This window comes from Mangrovactinospora gilvigrisea, assembly GCF_001879105.1.
Lineage (GTDB): Bacteria > Actinomycetota > Actinomycetes > Streptomycetales > Streptomycetaceae > Mangrovactinospora > Mangrovactinospora gilvigrisea.
This window is the reverse complement of sequence record NZ_MLCF01000049.1, coordinates 21,038-37,112: the sequence shown is the minus strand read 5'-3', so window position 1 is coordinate 37,112 and position 16,075 is coordinate 21,038. Positions and strand designations below refer to the sequence as shown.

The 16,075-nt window shown below is 72.9% G+C and carries 14 protein-coding genes; 10 read left to right on the top strand and 4 right to left on the bottom strand.

Annotated elements, in window-relative coordinates:
- The first annotated feature begins 77 nt into the window (after nt 1-77).
- Nucleotides 78-1,457, top strand: coding sequence for a cysteine desulfurase/sulfurtransferase TusA family protein (locus BIV57_RS10795; RefSeq protein ID WP_071656504.1), 1,380 nt, complete (start codon nt 78-80; stop codon nt 1,455-1,457).
- A 107-nt stretch (nt 1,458-1,564) separates the two neighbouring features.
- On the opposite strand, the gene BIV57_RS10790 is transcribed toward BIV57_RS10795, so the two are convergent.
- Nucleotides 1,565-2,542 carry a carbohydrate kinase family protein gene (locus BIV57_RS10790; protein WP_071656503.1) on the bottom strand — a complete coding sequence of 326 codons (978 nt, stop codon included), beginning with the start codon at nt 2,540-2,542 and terminating at the stop codon, nt 1,565-1,567.
- A 146-nt stretch (nt 2,543-2,688) separates the two neighbouring features.
- On the opposite strand from BIV57_RS10790, the gene BIV57_RS10785 reads away from it, so the two are divergent.
- On the top strand, nt 2,689-4,254 hold the full coding sequence (locus BIV57_RS10785; RefSeq protein ID WP_071656502.1) for a hypothetical protein: 1,566 nt from the start codon (nt 2,689-2,691) through the stop codon (nt 4,252-4,254).
- An 84-nt stretch (nt 4,255-4,338) separates the two neighbouring features.
- Here BIV57_RS10785 and BIV57_RS10780 read toward each other — a convergent pair whose 3' ends face one another.
- Nucleotides 4,339-4,692 carry a HesB/IscA family protein gene (locus BIV57_RS10780; protein WP_419185701.1) on the bottom strand — a complete coding sequence of 118 codons (354 nt, stop codon included), beginning with the start codon at nt 4,690-4,692 and terminating at the stop codon, nt 4,339-4,341.
- Between the two features lie 235 nt (nt 4,693-4,927).
- On the opposite strand from BIV57_RS10780, the gene nadA reads away from it, so the two are divergent.
- Complete coding sequence (gene nadA / locus BIV57_RS10775; RefSeq protein ID WP_071656500.1) at nt 4,928-6,079, top strand: quinolinate synthase NadA; 1,152 nt, start codon at nt 4,928-4,930, stop codon at nt 6,077-6,079.
- Between the two features lie 68 nt (nt 6,080-6,147).
- Here nadA and pspAA read toward each other — a convergent pair whose 3' ends face one another.
- Entirely contained in the window at nt 6,148-6,426 is a 279-nt protein-coding gene (gene pspAA / locus BIV57_RS10770; RefSeq protein WP_071656499.1) for a PspA-associated protein PspAA, read from the bottom strand.
- A 2-nt stretch (nt 6,427-6,428) separates the two neighbouring features.
- Entirely contained in the window at nt 6,429-7,268 is an 840-nt protein-coding gene (locus BIV57_RS10765) for a PspA/IM30 family protein (RefSeq protein ID WP_071656498.1), read from the bottom strand.
- 213 nt (nt 7,269-7,481) lie between these two features.
- On the opposite strand from BIV57_RS10765, the gene BIV57_RS10760 reads away from it, so the two are divergent.
- The 7 genes from BIV57_RS10760 (at nt 7,482) to sucB (ending at nt 15,923) form a co-directional block, all read left to right on the top strand.
- Nucleotides 7,482-8,072 carry a DUF3043 domain-containing protein gene (locus BIV57_RS10760; RefSeq protein ID WP_071656497.1) on the top strand — a complete coding sequence of 197 codons (591 nt, stop codon included), beginning with the start codon at nt 7,482-7,484 and terminating at the stop codon, nt 8,070-8,072.
- 101 nt (nt 8,073-8,173) lie between these two features.
- On the top strand, nt 8,174-9,172 hold the full coding sequence (locus BIV57_RS10755) for an aldo/keto reductase family protein (protein WP_071656496.1): 999 nt from the start codon (nt 8,174-8,176) through the stop codon (nt 9,170-9,172).
- Nucleotides 9,173-9,285: 113 nt separating this feature from the next.
- Nucleotides 9,286-9,486, top strand: coding sequence for a hypothetical protein (locus tag BIV57_RS25570; protein WP_071656495.1), 201 nt, complete (start codon nt 9,286-9,288; stop codon nt 9,484-9,486).
- A 193-nt stretch (nt 9,487-9,679) separates the two neighbouring features.
- Nucleotides 9,680-10,777, top strand: a complete 1,098-nt coding sequence (locus BIV57_RS10745) for a nicotinate-nucleotide--dimethylbenzimidazole phosphoribosyltransferase (RefSeq protein ID WP_071656516.1) — start codon at nt 9,680-9,682, stop codon at nt 10,775-10,777.
- 99 nt (nt 10,778-10,876) lie between these two features.
- Entirely contained in the window at nt 10,877-12,466 is a 1,590-nt protein-coding gene (locus tag BIV57_RS10740; RefSeq protein WP_071656494.1) for a leucyl aminopeptidase, read from the top strand.
- A gap of 209 nt (nt 12,467-12,675) precedes the next feature.
- A complete protein-coding gene (lpdA, locus tag BIV57_RS10735) occupies nt 12,676-14,064 on the top strand; it encodes a dihydrolipoyl dehydrogenase (protein ID WP_071656493.1) in 1,389 nt (462 codons plus the stop codon).
- A 47-nt stretch (nt 14,065-14,111) separates the two neighbouring features.
- On the top strand, nt 14,112-15,923 hold the full coding sequence (sucB, locus tag BIV57_RS10730; RefSeq protein WP_071656492.1) for a 2-oxoglutarate dehydrogenase, E2 component, dihydrolipoamide succinyltransferase: 1,812 nt from the start codon (nt 14,112-14,114) through the stop codon (nt 15,921-15,923).
- Nucleotides 15,924-16,075: the final 152 nt, after the last annotated feature.

Sequence of the window (16,075 nt, the reverse complement as noted above, 5' to 3'; positions counted from 1 at the left end):
ACGGGCCCTGACGGCCCGTCCGGAGGGCGGCGCGCCCCGGTCTTCGGGCGCCTTCGCGCTGCTGATAACTTCGTCCTGTGCCGTTCTTCGACGCGGCGGCGGGTGCCCCGCTGCACCCCGCCGGACGCGCGGCGCTGCTTGCCGCTCTCGACGACGGCTGGGCCGATCCGGCCAAGCTGTACGGCCCCGGGCGCACCGCGCGCCTGCTGCTGGACGCCTCCCGGGAGGCGGCGGCCGAGGTGCTCGGCGTTCGCCCGGACGAGGTCCGGTTCACCCCTTCGGGTGGCGCGGCCGTCCATTGGGGCATTCAGGGGGGCCTGGACGCGCGCAAGCGGACGGGGCGTCAACTTCCCGGCCTCGCCGTCTCGGCGGTGGAGCACTCCTCGGTCCTGCACACCGCGCACGCCCACGAGGCCGACGGCGGCCCGCTGGCGACCGTCCCGGTCGACGGCCTGGGCCGCGTCGACCTGGACGCATGGCGCGCGGCCGTCTCCGTCGGGGGAACCGCGCTCGCCTGCCTGCAGTCGGCGAACCACGAGGTGGGCACCGTGCAGCCGGTCGCCGAGGCGGCCGAGGCGTGCGCGGCGGCGGGCGTCCCGCTGCTGGTGGACGCCGCGCAGTCGGCGGGGCGGACGGCTGTTCCGGAGGGCTGGTCGCTGCTGGCGGCGAGCGCGCGGAAGTGGGGCGGGCCGGCGGGCGTCGGCCTGCTGGTGGTGCGCCGCCGGGTGCGCTTCCGCGAGGCGCTGCCGGGGTGGCAGCGCGGCGACGTCCCGGGCGGGCTGAACCTGCCGGCGGTGGTCGCCGCGGTGGCCGCGCTGCGGGCCGTGCACGAGGAGGCGGCGGAGGAGGACGTGCGGCTCTCCGCGCTCGTCGACCGGATCCGCACCCGCGTCCCCAAGCTGCTGCCGGACGCCCGACTGCTGGGCGATCCGCGCGACCGCCTCCCCCACCTGGTCACCTTCTCCGTGCCGTACGTCGACGGGGAGGTGCTGCTGAACGCGCTCGACCGGGCGGGCTACGCGGTCTCCTCGGGCTCCTCCTGCACCTCCGACACGCTGACGCCCAGCCATGTGCTCGCCGCGATGGGGGCGTTCACCGGCGGCAACGTGCGGGTCTCGCTCCCCCGCGGGACGACCTCCGAGGAGGTCGACGGCTTCCTCGCCGTCCTGCCCGGCGCGGTGGCCTCCGCCCGCGCGGAGGGCGGCAGCGCGACCGCGTCGCCCTCGGAGGGGGGCCGGCTCACCCTCAACACGCTGGGGCTGCGCTGCCCGATCCCGGTGACGGAGCTGGCCCGCCACATCGGCGACGTCCCCGTCGGCGGCGTCGTCGCCGTCCAGACCGACGACGACGTCGCCGCCATCGACATCCCCGCCTGGGCCCACACCGCGGGCCACCTCTACCTCGGGCAGGAGGACGGCCCCGGCACCGCGGTCACCCACCTGGTGCGCCGCGGATAAGAGCGGACCGCAACCCATCGCGCGGCCGAAGGCCGGGTGGGGTGCCGGGGTTCAGGGCGACGAACCCGGCACCGCCCCGGCCCGCGAACCCGGCACCGCCCGAACCGCTACCCCGCGAGGTGCGCCGACACCTCCGCCGCCGCCTCCGCGCCGTACGCCGCGCCGAACCGCTCCACCAGCTCCGGCGGCGTGACGTCGTACTCCTGCGTCCCGACCGTCTCCACCACCAGCACCGCCATCAGGCACCCCAGCTGCGCGCACCGCTCCAGCGAGACTCCCCACGCCAGGCCCGCCATGAACCCGGAGCGGAACGCGTCGCCCGCGCCCGTCGGCTCCGCCAGCGTCCGCGCCGGCACCGCCGCCACCTCGACCGTCGCCTCGCCGACCCGCTCGATCCGCGCCCCCTTCGCGCCCAGCGTCGTCACCCGCACGCCGACCCGCTTCAGCAGCTCGTCCTCGTCCCAGCCGGTCTTCTGCGAGATCAGCGCCCGCTCGTACTCGTTGCCGAACAGGTACGCCGCGCCGTCCACCAGCCGCTTGACGGCCTCGCCGTCCATCCGGGCCAGCTGCTGCGACGGGTCCGCCGCGAAGGCGAAGCCGCGCTGCCGGCACTCGTCGGTGTGGCGGACCATCCCGTCCGGGTCGTCCGCGCCGATCAGCACCAGGTCGAGCCCGTCGAGCCGCTCGGCGACCGGCAGCAGCTCGATGTTGCGGGCCTCGGCCATCGCCCCGGCGTAGAAGGAGGCGATCTGGTTGTGCTCCTCGTCGGTGGTGCAGACGAACCGCGCCGTGTGGTGCGTGTCCGAGATGTGCACCGACTCGCAGTCGACGCCGTGCCGCTCCAGCCAGGAGCGGTACTCGGCGAAGTCCGAGCCCACGGCGCCCACCAGCACCGGATTCAGGCCCAGCACTCCCATGCTGAAGCAGATGTTGGCGCCGACCCCGCCGCGCCGGATGTCCAACTCGTCCACCAGGAACGACAGCGACACATTCTGCAGCTGATCACCGATCAGCTGACCTGCGAAACTGCCGGGGAAACTCATCAGGTGATCGGTGGCGATCGACCCCGTCACGGCGATACGCACGCGGGTCACTCCCTTGGATGTCGTGCTGTCTCGGATCAGTGGCAGTCCACCGTACCGACCCGAGGACGGGAACCGCTCGAGACCGCGCTACGTCCAACTGCCGGATCGAATGACAGCGAGAGCCGAATCCGGGGAAGGACGTCGAGGTGAGCACCGACCGCACCGAACACACCTCCGAGCCCGACCGCGCGGAGGGCGCCGACGGCGCGAACCGCCGCGGCCGCCGCCTGATGCCCGCGGTGATCGCCGCCGCGGTGCTCGCGGCCGGCGGAGGCGGGGCCTACCTCGCCTCCGACCTCGGCGGGCACGCCCGCAACGCCGCCGCCTCCGGCTCCTCCGCGGACGGCAGCTCCGCGCCCGCCGCCACCGGCAAGCTCGAACTGGACGCGGCCGCCCCCAGCGGCGCCATGGAGTTCGGCAACTCCGGCAGCAACCCGCAGCCGGTCAGCGGCACCGGAAGCGCCGCCCCCGGCGCGAGGACCGTCTACACCCCCACCGTCGCGCTGCCCAGGACGCCCTCCGGCGAGCAGCCCGCGGCGATCACCGCCCCCGCCCAGTCCCGCGACACCGCGCAGCAGCTCGCCGCGAAGCTCGGCGTCACCGGCACACCGCACCGCGAGGGCACGGTCTGGACGATCGGCTCGGCCACCAGCGCGCAGCTGACCGTCCCCGACAACCTGCTGCAGGGCTGGTCGTACCGCGCCGGCACCCCCGTCATCACCCATCCGCCGGTCACCATGCACCCCGGCAGCGTCACCAAGTCCCTGACGATCACCGGGACGACGAAGAACTCGACGACGGCCACCGCCTCGCCGCCGGCGCCCGGCACCCCCGCGGTGCCCGCCAAGGCCCGCACGCTGCTGGACAAGCTGGGCCTCGGCAGCGCCGCCACCCGCACCCGCTCGGTGCTGGGCTCGACGGTCGTCACCGCCTCCCCCACCATCGGCGGCGCCCCCACCTCGGGCTGGGACACCACCGTCTCCGTCGGCCCCAACAACAGCGTGGTGGCCACCGGGCCGCTCGGCAGCGCCGCGCCGAACGGCGGCGCCTATCCGCTGATCAGCGCCGCGCAGGCGCTGCGGAAGCTCTCCACCGAGGCGAACGCCGCACCCGCCTGCGGCGGCCCGCTCACCGCCCAGGGCCGCGGCGGCGCCGATCCCGGCGGCACCGGCCCGTCCACCAGCACCACCAGCGGCCCCCTGATCGTCTGCCGGACGGCCCCCAAGCTGGACGTCACCGGCGCCGCGCTCGGCCGCGCGCTGCGCTACTCGCACGGCAAGCCGCTGCTCGTGCCGGCCTGGCTCTTCACGGTCAAGGAGCCCGGCGGCTCCGGCACCCCGTTCACCGTCGCCCAGGTGGCCGTCGAGGACAGCCATCTGACGCAGGCCCAGGCCTCCGCGGCCCCGACCCCGCTGCCCTCCGGGAGCGGCAAGCTGCTGCACCGCTCGGTGAGCGTCGACTCCTACGCGCTGACCGGCAACCGCCTCACCCTCACCGGCTGGGGCAGCGCCTGCGCCACCTACACCGGCAGCGCCGCCCCCGCCGCGGCGAACACCCTGCGGGTCACCGTCACCGCCACCACCCGCGCCGGCCTGATGTGCGAGGACATCGCCAAGCGCTGGACGGTCACCGTCACCCTGCCCTCCGCACCCGGCGACCGCACCGTCGTCAACTCCACCGACGGCAGCGCCGTCCCGCAGAACACCCCCTAGAGCCATCTGCCCCTCCCCGAAAAAAAGAGGTGCCCGCCCCGCTTGTCTGCGCGGGGCGGGCACCTCCGGGAGAGGAGCGGCCTCTCAGTGGAACGAGTCGCCGCAGGCGCAGGAGCCCGTGGCGTTGGGGTTGTCGATGGTGAAGCCCTGCTTCTCGATGGTGTCGACGAAGTCGACGGTGGCACCGCCCAGGTAGGGGGCGCTCATCCGGTCGGTCACCACGTTGACCCCGCCGAACTCCTTGACGACGTCGCCGTCGAGGGAGCGCTCGTCGAAGAAGAGCTGGTACCGGAGGCCGGAGCAGCCACCCGGCTGGACGGCGACGCGCAGCGCCAGGTCGTCACGGCCCTCCTGCTCCAGCAGGCTCTTGACCTTGGACGCGGCGGCATCCGTGAGGACGATCCCGTCGGCGGCGGTCTTCACGTCCTGGTCGCTCATACAAATCTCCCAAGTCGGGCGTACGAAGTACTGGTACCGGCCTCAACCGGCGGCCCCCCGGACCTTATTCCCGGGGCGGCCTACGACTCGTTCCATGGTACGGGTCCGGCAAAACCGCAGGCTTTGCGGCGAACCCGGACGCGCGGTCCGCGAGCGTGATTCCCCTCTCATCGTCAATCTGACGCTAACCCGGTAGGATGAATTAACGTCACATGGACGAGAAAGAGGCTTCGTCGTGCCCACCACCACCCCCGCGGCCCTGCTCCTCCTCGGCCGCTCCGCCGACCCCCGGTCGGAGCGCGGCGTCGAGTGCCCGGGAGACCTGCCGCTCCCCTCCGACCCCGACCTGGTGGCGCGTGCCCGCGCCGCCCGCGACCGGCTCGGCGACCGCGCCTTCGTGCTCGGCCACCACTACCAGCGCGACGAGGTCATCCAGTTCGCCGACGTCACCGGCGACTCCTTCAAGCTCGCCCAGCAGGCCGCGGCCCGCCCGGACGCGGAGTACATCGTCTTCTGCGGCGTGCACTTCATGGCCGAGAGCGCCGACATCCTCACCACCGACCACCAGAAGGTGGTCCTGCCGGACCTGGCCGCCGGCTGCTCGATGGCCGACATGGCCACCCACGAGCAGGTCGAGGAGTGCTGGGAGACGCTCGCCGAGGCCGGCGTCGCCGACACCACGGTGCCCGTCTCCTACATGAACTCCTCCGCCGACATCAAGGCCTTCACCGGCCGCCACGGCGGCACCGTCTGCACCTCCAGCAACGCCAAGCGGGCCCTGGAGTGGGCGTTCGAGCAGGGCGAGAAGGTGCTCTTCCTGCCCGACCAGCACCTGGGCCGCAACACCGCCGTCCTGGAGATGGGCCTCTCCCTGGACGACTGCGTCGTCTACAACCCGCACCGCCCGAACGGCGGCCTGACGCACCAGCAGCTGCGCGACGCCACCATGATCCTGTGGCGCGGGCACTGCTCGGTGCACGGCCGCTTCTCCCTGGACTCGGTGAACGACGTGCGGGAGCGCATCCCGGGTGTCAACGTCCTGGTCCACCCCGAGTGCCGGCACGAGGTGGTCTCGGCGGCCGACGTGGTCGGCTCCACCGAGAAGATCATCAAGGTGCTGGAGGAGGCCCCGGCCGGCTCCGCCTGGGCCGTGGGCACCGAGCTCAACCTGGTCCGCCGGCTCGCCGACCGCCACCCGGACAAGGAGATCGTCTTCCTCGACAAGACGGTGTGCTTCTGCTCCACGATGAACCGCATCGACCTGCCGCACCTGGTGCGCACCCTGGAGAGCCTCGCCGACGGCCAGGTGCTCAACCGGATCACCGTCGACCCCGAGACCGAGCACCTCGCCAAGCTCGCGCTCGACCAGATGCTGCGCCTGCCGTAACGCACAAGGCGGCGGGGCCCCGGTCCAGGAGGACCGGGGCCCCGCCGCCTACGCGCAGAGGCGGCACGCTAGCCCGGAATCAGCCCGTCGTCCCGCAGCATCTTCCGGACGTCGTCGATCGTCGCGTCACCATTGGGAAGGATCAGCTCCGACGGCTCCAGCGCATCCGCGGCCAGTGGCGTCCCCACCTCCCGCACTGCGGCCAGCAGCCTGCCCAGCACCTCGCGGAACCGCGGCTCCGCGCCCTCCTCGAGGGCGCTGAGCAGCTCGTCATCCAGCTCGTTGAGGCGGCCGAACTGGCTCTCCGCCACGTCGACCTGACCCTCCCCCATGATGCGGACGATCATGACTACTCTCCCTTGTTGAAACGCGGACCCCCACTGGGGTGGGAGCCCCCGTCGCCCTGCTGGGCCTGGTTGGGCGAGTCGACCGACGAACCCGTCGAGCCCTCGCCCTTGCCCTGCTCCAGCGCCTGCGGCGCCGGCCCACCGGCCAGCTCCGCCTTCATGCGCTCCAGCTCGAGCTCGACGTCGTTGCCGCCGGCGACCCGGTCCAGCTCCGCCGCCAGGTCGTCCTTCTGCATCCCGCTCGGGTCGTCCAGCGCGCCCGAGGCCATCAGCTCGTCGATCGCGCCGGCCCGGGCCTGCAGCTGGGCCGTCTTGTCCTCGGCCCGCTGGATCGCCAGACCGACGTCGCCCATCTCCTCGGAGATGCCCGAGAAGGCCTCCCCGATCTTGGTCTGGGCCTGGGCGGCCGTGTAGGTCGCCTTGATGGTCTCCTTCTTGGTGCGGAAGGCGTCCACCTTCGCCTGCAGCCGCTGCGCGGCGAGGGTGAGCTTCTCCTCCTCCTCCTGCAGCTGCTGGTACTGCCCCTGGAGGTCCTGGACCTGTCCCTGGAGGGCACCCTTGCGGCTCAGCGCCTCGCGCGCCAGGTCCTCACGACCCAGCGAGAGGGCCTTGCGCCCCTGGTCCTCCAGCTTCGAGGACTGCTGCTGCAGCTGCTGCAGCTGGAGCTCCAACCGCTTGCGCGACGTGGCGACATCGGCAACCCCGCGCCGCACCTTCTGGAGCAGCTCCAGCTGGCGCTGGTAGGAGTAGTCGAGCGTCTCGCGCGGGTCCTCCGCCTTGTCCAGGGCCTTGTTGGCCTTTGCGCGGAAGATCATTCCCATCCGCTTCATGACACCGCTCATGGGCCTCGCGCGCCCCCTTCTCCGGCATGCTCTAACCTCTGGTGCTCACCACACTACGTGGCAATGGGGTGCTGCCGCACCGGACAGACCCGCTTATCCCGACGCTTGGGGGTATCCCGGGGGTTCCCCTGATCTCGAACCAGGGTCCGAAACGGCACCGGCACGTGACCCACACCCCTCGGCCTGAGCCGCGTCACCACGTATTCTTGCCATGTGTTCGGACGCAAGGAAAAGGACGAGAGCGGCGCCACGGCGACCGCGGCCGCCGAGGACTCCCTCCGCGGCCCACAGGACAAAAAGGGCAGGCCCACACCCAAGCGGTCGGAGGCCCAGGCGAACCGGGCCCGCTCCGCCAAGGTGCCCAAGGACCGCCGCGAGGCCGCCAAGATGCAGCGGGAGCGGATGCGCACCGAGCGGATGAAGCAGCGGGAGGGGATGCTGCGCGGCGACGAGCGGATGCTGCAGCCCCGCGACCGCGGCCCGGTGCGCCGGTTCGCCCGCGACTACGTGGACGCCCGCTTCGCGGTGGCCGAGTTCTTCCTGCCGTTCGCCGTCGTCATCCTCGTGCTGAGCATGGTGCCGAACATCGCGCTGAAGAACATCTCGCTGCTGCTGTGGCTGGTCCTGATCGTGCTCATCGTGCTCGACTCGGTGCGCATCAAGGTCGGCATCGGCCGGGCGCTCAAGGAGAAGTTCCCCGACGAGAACCACCGCGGCGTCGGGATGTACGCGCTGATGCGCACCCTCCAGATGCGCCGGATGCGGCTGCCCAAGCCGCAGGTCAAGCGCGGCGCCAAGGACTGACGCCCGGCATCTCGCCCGTCACGCGTTCGGCTGCGGGGCCACCCTGGGTGGCCCTGCAGGGGCCTGGCACTCCAGTAAGCCTGCAACTAATCTCGCAGGTCATGGAGTATCGCCACCTGGGCCGCAGCGGCCTGCTCATCAGTGAAATCGCTTACGGCAACTGGGTCACCCACGGCTCCCAGATCGAGGAGGACCAGGCCACGGCCTGCGTCCGCGCCGCGCTGGACAACGGCATCACGACCTTCGACACCGCCGACGTCTACGCCAACACCCGCGCCGAGACCGTCCTCGGCAAGGCGCTGAAGGGCGAGCGCCGCCAGGGCCTGGAGATCTTCACCAAGGTCTACAACCCCACCGGCCCCGGGGTGAACGACCGCGGCCTGTCGCGCAAGCACATCATGGAGTCGATCGACGGCTCCCTGCAGCGCCTCCAGACGGAGTACGTCGACCTGTACCAGGCGCACCGGTACGACTACTACACGCCGCTCGAGGAGACGATGGAGGCGTTCGCCGACGTCGTCCACGCCGGCAAGGCCCACTACATCGGCGTCTCCGAGTGGACCGCGGACCAGCTCCGCGCCGCCCACAAGCTCGCCCGCGAGCTGCGCATCCCGCTCGTCTCCAGCCAGCCCCAGTACTCCATGCTGTGGCGGGTCATCGAGGCCGAGGTCGTCCCGGCCTCCGAGGAGCTGGGCGTCGGCCAGATCGTCTGGTCGCCGATCGCGCAGGGCGTCCTGACCGGCAAGTACCTGCCGGGCGCGCAGCCGCCGGCCGGCTCCCGCGCCACCGACGAGCGCGGCGGGCAGTTCATCCAGCGGCACATCGACAACCAGGACCTGCTGGAGCGGGTGCAGCAGCTGAAGCCGCTGGCCGACGAGGCCGGGCTGACGATGGCCCAGCTGGCCGTCGCGTGGGTGCTGCAGAACCCCAACGTCTCGGCGGCGATCGTGGGCGCCACCCGTCCCGAGCAGATCGTCGACAACGTCAAGGCCTCCGGCGTGAAGCTGGACGCCGGGCTGCTGGAGAAGATCGACCAGGTGCTGGAGCCGCACATCGTCCGGGACCCGAACCGGACCACCAGCCCGCGGCCGCGTCCCTGACGCCTGGCGGATCCCTAACGTGTTGGATGGCCCCGGACCATGTTCGTCGGCTTTGCTCCGCGGATAAGGTCATAGGGACGTCAACCCGCCCACCGATCCGAAGGAGCGGCACCATGGCCTGGACTTGGCGCTTCGAGAAGGCCGACGGCACGGAGGCGGAACCGCCGCTGGAGCCGGAGGAGTTCAGCACCCAGGGCGATGCGGAGTCCTGGATCGGCGAGACCTGGCGCGAGCTGGCCGACGGCGGCGTCGACCAGGTCAGCCTGCTGGAGGACACCAAGAAGATCTACGGGCCGATGGCCCTGCAGGCGTAGGGTCCGGCCAACGCCGCCGGGTGCGGGATCGCCTGCCGGGTCCCGGGTCCGCTGTTCCCGCTCGCGCAGTTCCCCGCGCAGGCCCCGTTCGGGGGCGCGGGGAACTGCGCGAGCGAGCCGGTGCGGCCGGCAGCCCGGCAAGCGTCCCCGCACCGCACGGCGCCGATCCCGCCCAGGTAGCGTGTGCAGCGTGCTGAACCTCCACTCGCTCTCCGCCGCCGTGCAGCGGCCCGACCCCGAGACGGAGGCCGCCGCCGAGCAGTACCGGCTGCGGCTGCCCGCCCCGGCGGGCGCGCTCGGCCAACTCGACGCGCTGGGGGCCTGGTTGGCCTCCGTCCAGGAGCGGTGCCCCACCGAGCCCATCGCCCGTCCCCGGGTGATCGTGCTCGCCGGCGACCACGGGGTCGCCGCCGCCGGGGTCTCCGCCCACACCGAGCGCGGCACCACCACACTCGACCTGGTCAGGGCCGTGCTGGACGGCGCCGCCCCGGTCAATGTGCTGGCCCGCACCGCCGGCGACGTCCCCGTGCGGGTCGTCGACATCTGCCTCGACGCCGACCCCGAGCAGCTGCCGCCCGACACGGCCAAGCACCGGGTGCGCCGCGGCAGCGGCCGCATCGACCACGAGGACGCCTGCACCCTGGAGGAGGCCGACGCCGCCTTCGCCGCCGGCATGGCCCTCGCCGACGAGGAGGCCGACTCCGGCACCGACCTGGTGCTCCTCGGCGACCTCGGCGTCGGCTCCACCACCGGCGCGGCCGTGCTGGTCGCCGCGCTGTGCGGGGTGGACGCCTCGGTGGTCACCGGCCGCGGCTCCGGCATCGACGACTACGCGTGGATGCACAAGTGCGCGGCGATCCGCGACGCGCTGCGCCGCGCCCGCCCCGTGCTGGGCGAGCCGATGGAGCTGCTGGCGGCCGTCGGCGGGCCCCAACTCGCCGCGCTCTCCGGCTTCCTGCTGCAGTCGGCCGTCCGCCGGCTGCCCGTGGTGCTGGACGGCGTCGTCGCCGCGGCCGCCGCGCTGGTGGTGCAGCGCATCGCGCACCGGGCCACCGACTGGTGGCGGGCCGCCACCCCGACCGGCGAGCCGGCCCAGGACAAGGCGCTGGAGCGGATGCTGATCGAGCCGCTGATGCAGCACAAGGTGCACACCGGCGGCGGCGCCGCCGCGGTGCTCACCGTCCCGCTGCTGAAGGCCGCGGCCGCCGCGCTCGCCGAGCTGCCGGCCGCCGAGCCGGTGGCGGAGAAGATGGCGGACGGCCCGGACGTCGACGCCTACGACGCCACCTGAGCCCCCACTGCCCGTACCACCCGCCTGACCTGCTGACGCGTCCTCAATGGTGCGGATTAGCATGCATTCGGCACTTCTCGCGACTAGAACAGGACCACCGTGACTGCACTGACTCTCAGCACCTCCTCCCCGGCCGCCCTCCGCGCCGACGTCGTCGTGGTGGGCACCGCCAAGCCTGAGGACGGCCTCGGCGGGGTCGTCCTGGCGCCCGGGGCCGAGGCCCTCGACCAGGAGTTCGGCGGCAAGCTCGCCGCCGTCCTGGAGACCCTGGGCGCCACCGGCGCCGAGGGCGAGACCGTCAAGCTCCCCGCGCAGGGCGCCCTCAAGGCCCCCGTGGTGCTGGCGGTCGGCCTCGGCAAGGAGGCCGCCAAGGAGTACGCGCCGGAGGCGCTGCGCCGCGCGGCCGGCGCCGCCGCCCGCGCGCTGACCGGCACCAAGAAGGCCGTCTTCGCACTGCCGGTGGCGGACGCCGAGGCGGTCGGCGCGATCGCCGCCGGCACCCTGCTGGGCGCCTACTCCTTCGACGTCTACAAGGACGGCAAGCGCGACGAGGCCGCCGCCAAGGGCGCCAAGGCGGGCGCCAAGAAGCCGGCCGCCGCCGCGACCGACGCCAAGACCGCCAAGAAGGCCCCGCTCGCCGAGGCGTCGATCACCGGCGGCAAGCCGCGCGACAAGGCGCACAAGGCCGCGCTGGACCGCGCCGTCGTCCTCGCCGAGGAGACCAACCGGGCCCGCGACCTGGTCAACACCCCCTCCAACGACCTGGACCCGTCCGGCTTCGCCGCGATCGCCCAGGCCGTCGGCAAGGAGCACGGCCTCAAGGTCGAGGTGCTCGACGAGAAGGCGCTCACCAAGGGCGGCTACGGCGGCATCCTCGGCGTCGGCAAGGGCTCGGCCACCCCGCCGCGGCTGGTCAAGGTCTCCTGGAAGCCCGCGCGGCCGAAGGCCTCGCTGGCCTTCGTCGGCAAGGGCATCACCTACGACTCGGGCGGCATCTCGCTCAAGCCGGCCGGCCACAACGAGACCATGAAGTGCGACATGGGCGGCGCCGCCGCCGCGTTCGCCGCCGCCGTGATCGCCGCCCGGCTGCAGCTGCCGGTCTCGGTCACCGCGTGGCTGGCGCTCGCCGAGAACATGCCGTCCGGCTCCGCCACCCGCCCCGGCGACGTGCTGCGGATGTACAACGGCAAGACGGTCGAGGTGCTCAACACCGACGCCGAGGGCCGCCTGGTGATGGCCGACGCGCTCTCCCGCGCCTCGGAGGAGAACCCGGACGCGCTGCTCGACATCGCCACGCTGACCGGCGCCATGATGGTGGCGCTCGGCGAGCGGACGTTCGGCGTGATGGGCAACGACGACGTGCTGCGCGACACCGTGGTGACCGCCGCCGGCGAGGCCGGCGAGGGCGCCTGGGCGATGCCGATGCCCGAGGAGCTGCGCGCCACCCTCGACTCCCCCATCGCCGACCTGCAGAACATCGGCAAGCGGATGGGCGGCGGCCTGAGCGCCGGCGTCTTCCTCAAGGAGTTCGTGGGCGAGGGCATCTCCTGGGCCCACCTGGACATCGCCGGCCCCGCCTTCAACGAGGGCGGCCCGCACGGCTACACGCCGAAGGGCGGCACCGGCTCCGCCGTCGCCACCCTGGTCCGGCTCGCCGAGACCGCCGCCGAGGGCGGCCTTTCGGCCTGATCAGCCCGGTCGTCCTCCCCGAGGCGCCCCCGGAATCGGGAGCGCCTCGGGGAGGTTCGTATCTTTGTTGGATACAAGACAGCCCCCCGGACCCCGATCCGTCGCCGACTAGTGCGAAGATGGGTTTCCGGTGACCGGTGCAGCTCGCCGCCGCGCCGGTCGACCACGCGTACATAGCGGTATCGCATTCCCTGCATGGAGGACGTGACGTGGCGAACGACGCCGGCACCGTTTTCGACGTTGTCATTCTCGGAGGCGGCAGCGGCGGTTACGCCGCCGCGCTGCGTGCGGCCCAGCTGGGGCTGAACGTCGCCCTGATCGAGAAGGACAAGCTCGGCGGGACCTGTCTGCATTACGGCTGCATTCCGACCAAGGCCCTGCTGCACGCGGCAGAGCTCGCGGACAATGCCCGCGAGGGCGCCGGGTTCGGAGTGAAGACCACCTTCGAGGGCATCGACGTGCCCGCGGTGAACAAGTACAAGGAGGGCGTCACCGCCCGTCTGTACAAGGGCCTGCAGGGGCTGGTCAGCAGCCGCGGGATCACCTATGTGCAGGGCGAGGGCAAGCTCGTCTCCCCGACCGCGGTCGAGGTCGGCGGCGTCCGCTACGAGGGACGGCACGTGGTGCTGGCGACCGGCTCGGTGCCGAAGTCGCTGCCCGGCCTGGAGATCGACGGCAACCGGGTGATCTCCTCCAACGACGCGCTCAAGCTCGACCGGGTGCCGAAGTCGGCCGTCGTGCTGGGCGGCGGCGTCATCGGCGTCGAGTTCGCCTCGGTGTGGAAGTCCTTCGGTGTCGACGTCACCATCGTCGAGGCGCTCCCCCACCTGGTCCCGGTGGAGGACGAGAACAGCTCCAAGCTGCTGGAGCGGGCGTTCCGCAAGCGCGGCATCAAGTTCGAGCTGGGCTCCCGGTTCTCCGGCGTGGAGTACACCGCCGACGGAATCCGGGTGTCGCTGGAGAACGGCAAGCAGATCGAGGCGGAGCTGCTGCTGGTCGCCGTCGGCCGCGGCCCGGTCTCGCAGGGCCTGGGCTACGAGGAGCAGGGCGTCGCGATGGACCGCGGCTACGTCCTGGTCGACGAGTACATGCAGACCAACGTGCCGACCATCTCCGCGGTGGGCGACCTGGTCCCCACCCTCCAGCTCGCGCACGTCGGCTTCGGCGAGGGCATCCTGGTGGCCGAGCGCCTCGCGGGGCTGAAGGTCGTCCCGATCGACTACAACGGCGTCCCGCGGGTCACCTACTGCGAGCCCGAGGTCGCCTCCGTCGGCATCACCGAGGCCAAGGCCAAGGAGATCTACGGCGCGGACAAGATCAAGACGGTGAACTTCAACCTGGGCGGCAACGGCAAGAGCCAGATCCTCAAGACCGCCGGCGAGATCAAGCTGGTGCAGGTCGACGGGGAGGCCGTCGTCGGCGTCCACATGGTCGGCGCCCGGATCGGCGAGCAGGTCGGCGAGGCGCAGCTGATCTACAACTGGGAGGCGCTGCCCTCCGAGGTCGCTCAGCTGATCCACGCCCACCCGACGCAGAACGAGGCGCTCGGCGAGGCCCACCTGGCTCTGGCCGGCAAGCCCCTCCACGCCCACGACTGACAACCCCTCGACCCAACCTCTTACTCAGAAATGGAGTCGCTGACACCATGCCGGTCTCAGTAACACTGCCCGCGCTCGGCGAGAGCGTCACCGAGGGCACCGTCACCCGCTGGCTGAAGGCCGAGGGGGAGCGCGTGGAGGCGGACGAGCCGCTGCTCGAGGTCTCCACGGACAAGGTGGACACCGAGATCCCGTCGCCCGCGGCCGGGATCCTCTCCTCCATCAAGGCCGCCGAGGACGAGACCGTCGAGGTCGGCGCCGAGCTGGCCGTCATCGACGACGGCACCGGTGCGCCGGCCGAGGCGCCCGCGCCCGCGGCGGAGCCCGCTCCGGCCGCCGCCCCCGAGCCCGCCGCGCCCGCGCAGGAGGCCGCGCCGGCCGCCGCCCCGGCTCCGGCCGCCGCGCCGTCGGACGCCGCGCCGTCGGACGCCGCCGGCACCCCGGTGACGCTGCCCGCGCTGGGCGAGTCCGTCACCGAGGGCACCGTCACCCGCTGGCTGAAGGCCGAGGGCGACACCGTCGAGGCCGACGAGCCGCTGCTCGAGGTCTCCACGGACAAGGTCGACACCGAGATCCCGTCGCCGGTCGCCGGCACGCTGCTGAAGATCTCCGTCGCCGAGGACGAGACGGTGGAGGTCGGCGCCGAGCTGGCCGTCATCGGCGCGCCCGGTGCCGCTGCCGCCGCTCCGGCCCCCGCCGCGGCGCCCGCGCCCGCGCAGGAGGCCGCGCCGGCCCCCGCCGCTCCGGCTCCGGCTGCCCCGGCTCCGGCCCCCGCTGCTCCGGCTGCTCCGGCCCCGGCCGCCCCGGCTCCGGCGCCCGCGGCCACCCCGGCCGCTCCGGCTCCGGCGCCCGCGGCCACCCCGGCCGCTCCGGCTCCGACGCCCGCGGCCGCTCCGGCCGCCCCCGCCGCGGCGGTCAACGGTGACGAGGCCCCCTACGTCACCCCGCTGGTGCGCAAGCTGGCCGCCGAGAACGGCATCGACCTGGGCTCCGTCCAGGGCAGCGGCGTCGGCGGGCGGATCCGCAAGCAGGACGTGCTCGCCGCCGCGGAGGCCGCCAAGGCCGCCGCTGCCGCCCCGGCCCAGGCCGCCGCCCCGGCCGCGGCCGGCAAGGCCCCGGCCCCCGTCGCCCCGTCCCCGCTGCGCGGCCAGACGGTGAAGATGAGCCGGATCCGCAAGGCGACCGCCAAGCACATGGTCGAGTCGCTGAAGGTCTCGGCGCAGCTCACCACCGTGGTCGAGGTGGACGTCACCCGCATCATGACGCTGCGTCAGCGCGCCAAGAGCGGCTTCCAGGCGCGCGAGGGCGTCAAGCTCTCGCCGATGCCGTTCTTCGTCAAGGCCGCGGCCGAGGCGCTCAAGGTCCACCCGGAGCTGAACGCCAAGGTCAACGACGACGAGACGATCACCTACTTCGACGTCGAGAACATCGGCATCGCGGTGGACACCGAGAAGGGCCTCTTCGTCCCCGTCATCCACGGCGCCGGCGACCTCAACATCGCCGGGCTCGCCAAGAAGACGGCCGACCTGGCCAACCGCACCCGCAACGGCGGCATCAAGCCGGACGAGCTGGCGGGCGGCACCTTCACGGTGACCAACACCGGCTCGCGCGGCGCGCTGTTCGACACGCCGATCCTCAACCAGCCGCAGGTCGGCATGCTGGGCATCGGCGCCACCGTGCGGCGCCCGGTCGTGGTCAAGTCGGAGGAGCTGGGCGAGACCATCGCCATCCGCGACATGGTCTTCCTGGCCCTGACCTACGACCACCGCCTGGTGGACGGCGCCGACGCGGCCCGCTTCCTAGGCACCGTCAAGGCCCGCCTGGAGGAAGGCGCCTTCGAGGGCGACCTGAACCTCTGAGCGACTGCCCGACAGCACGGCGCCCCGGCCCCTGCGGCCGGGGCGCCGCGCTGTCGTGCGTGCGGCGTTCATATGGCTCCCCGATGAGAAGGACAGTGCCGGTTGTGCGCCGCGCGGCGCATTACCCGTGCGATACGGCGCCCGGGCAGCGA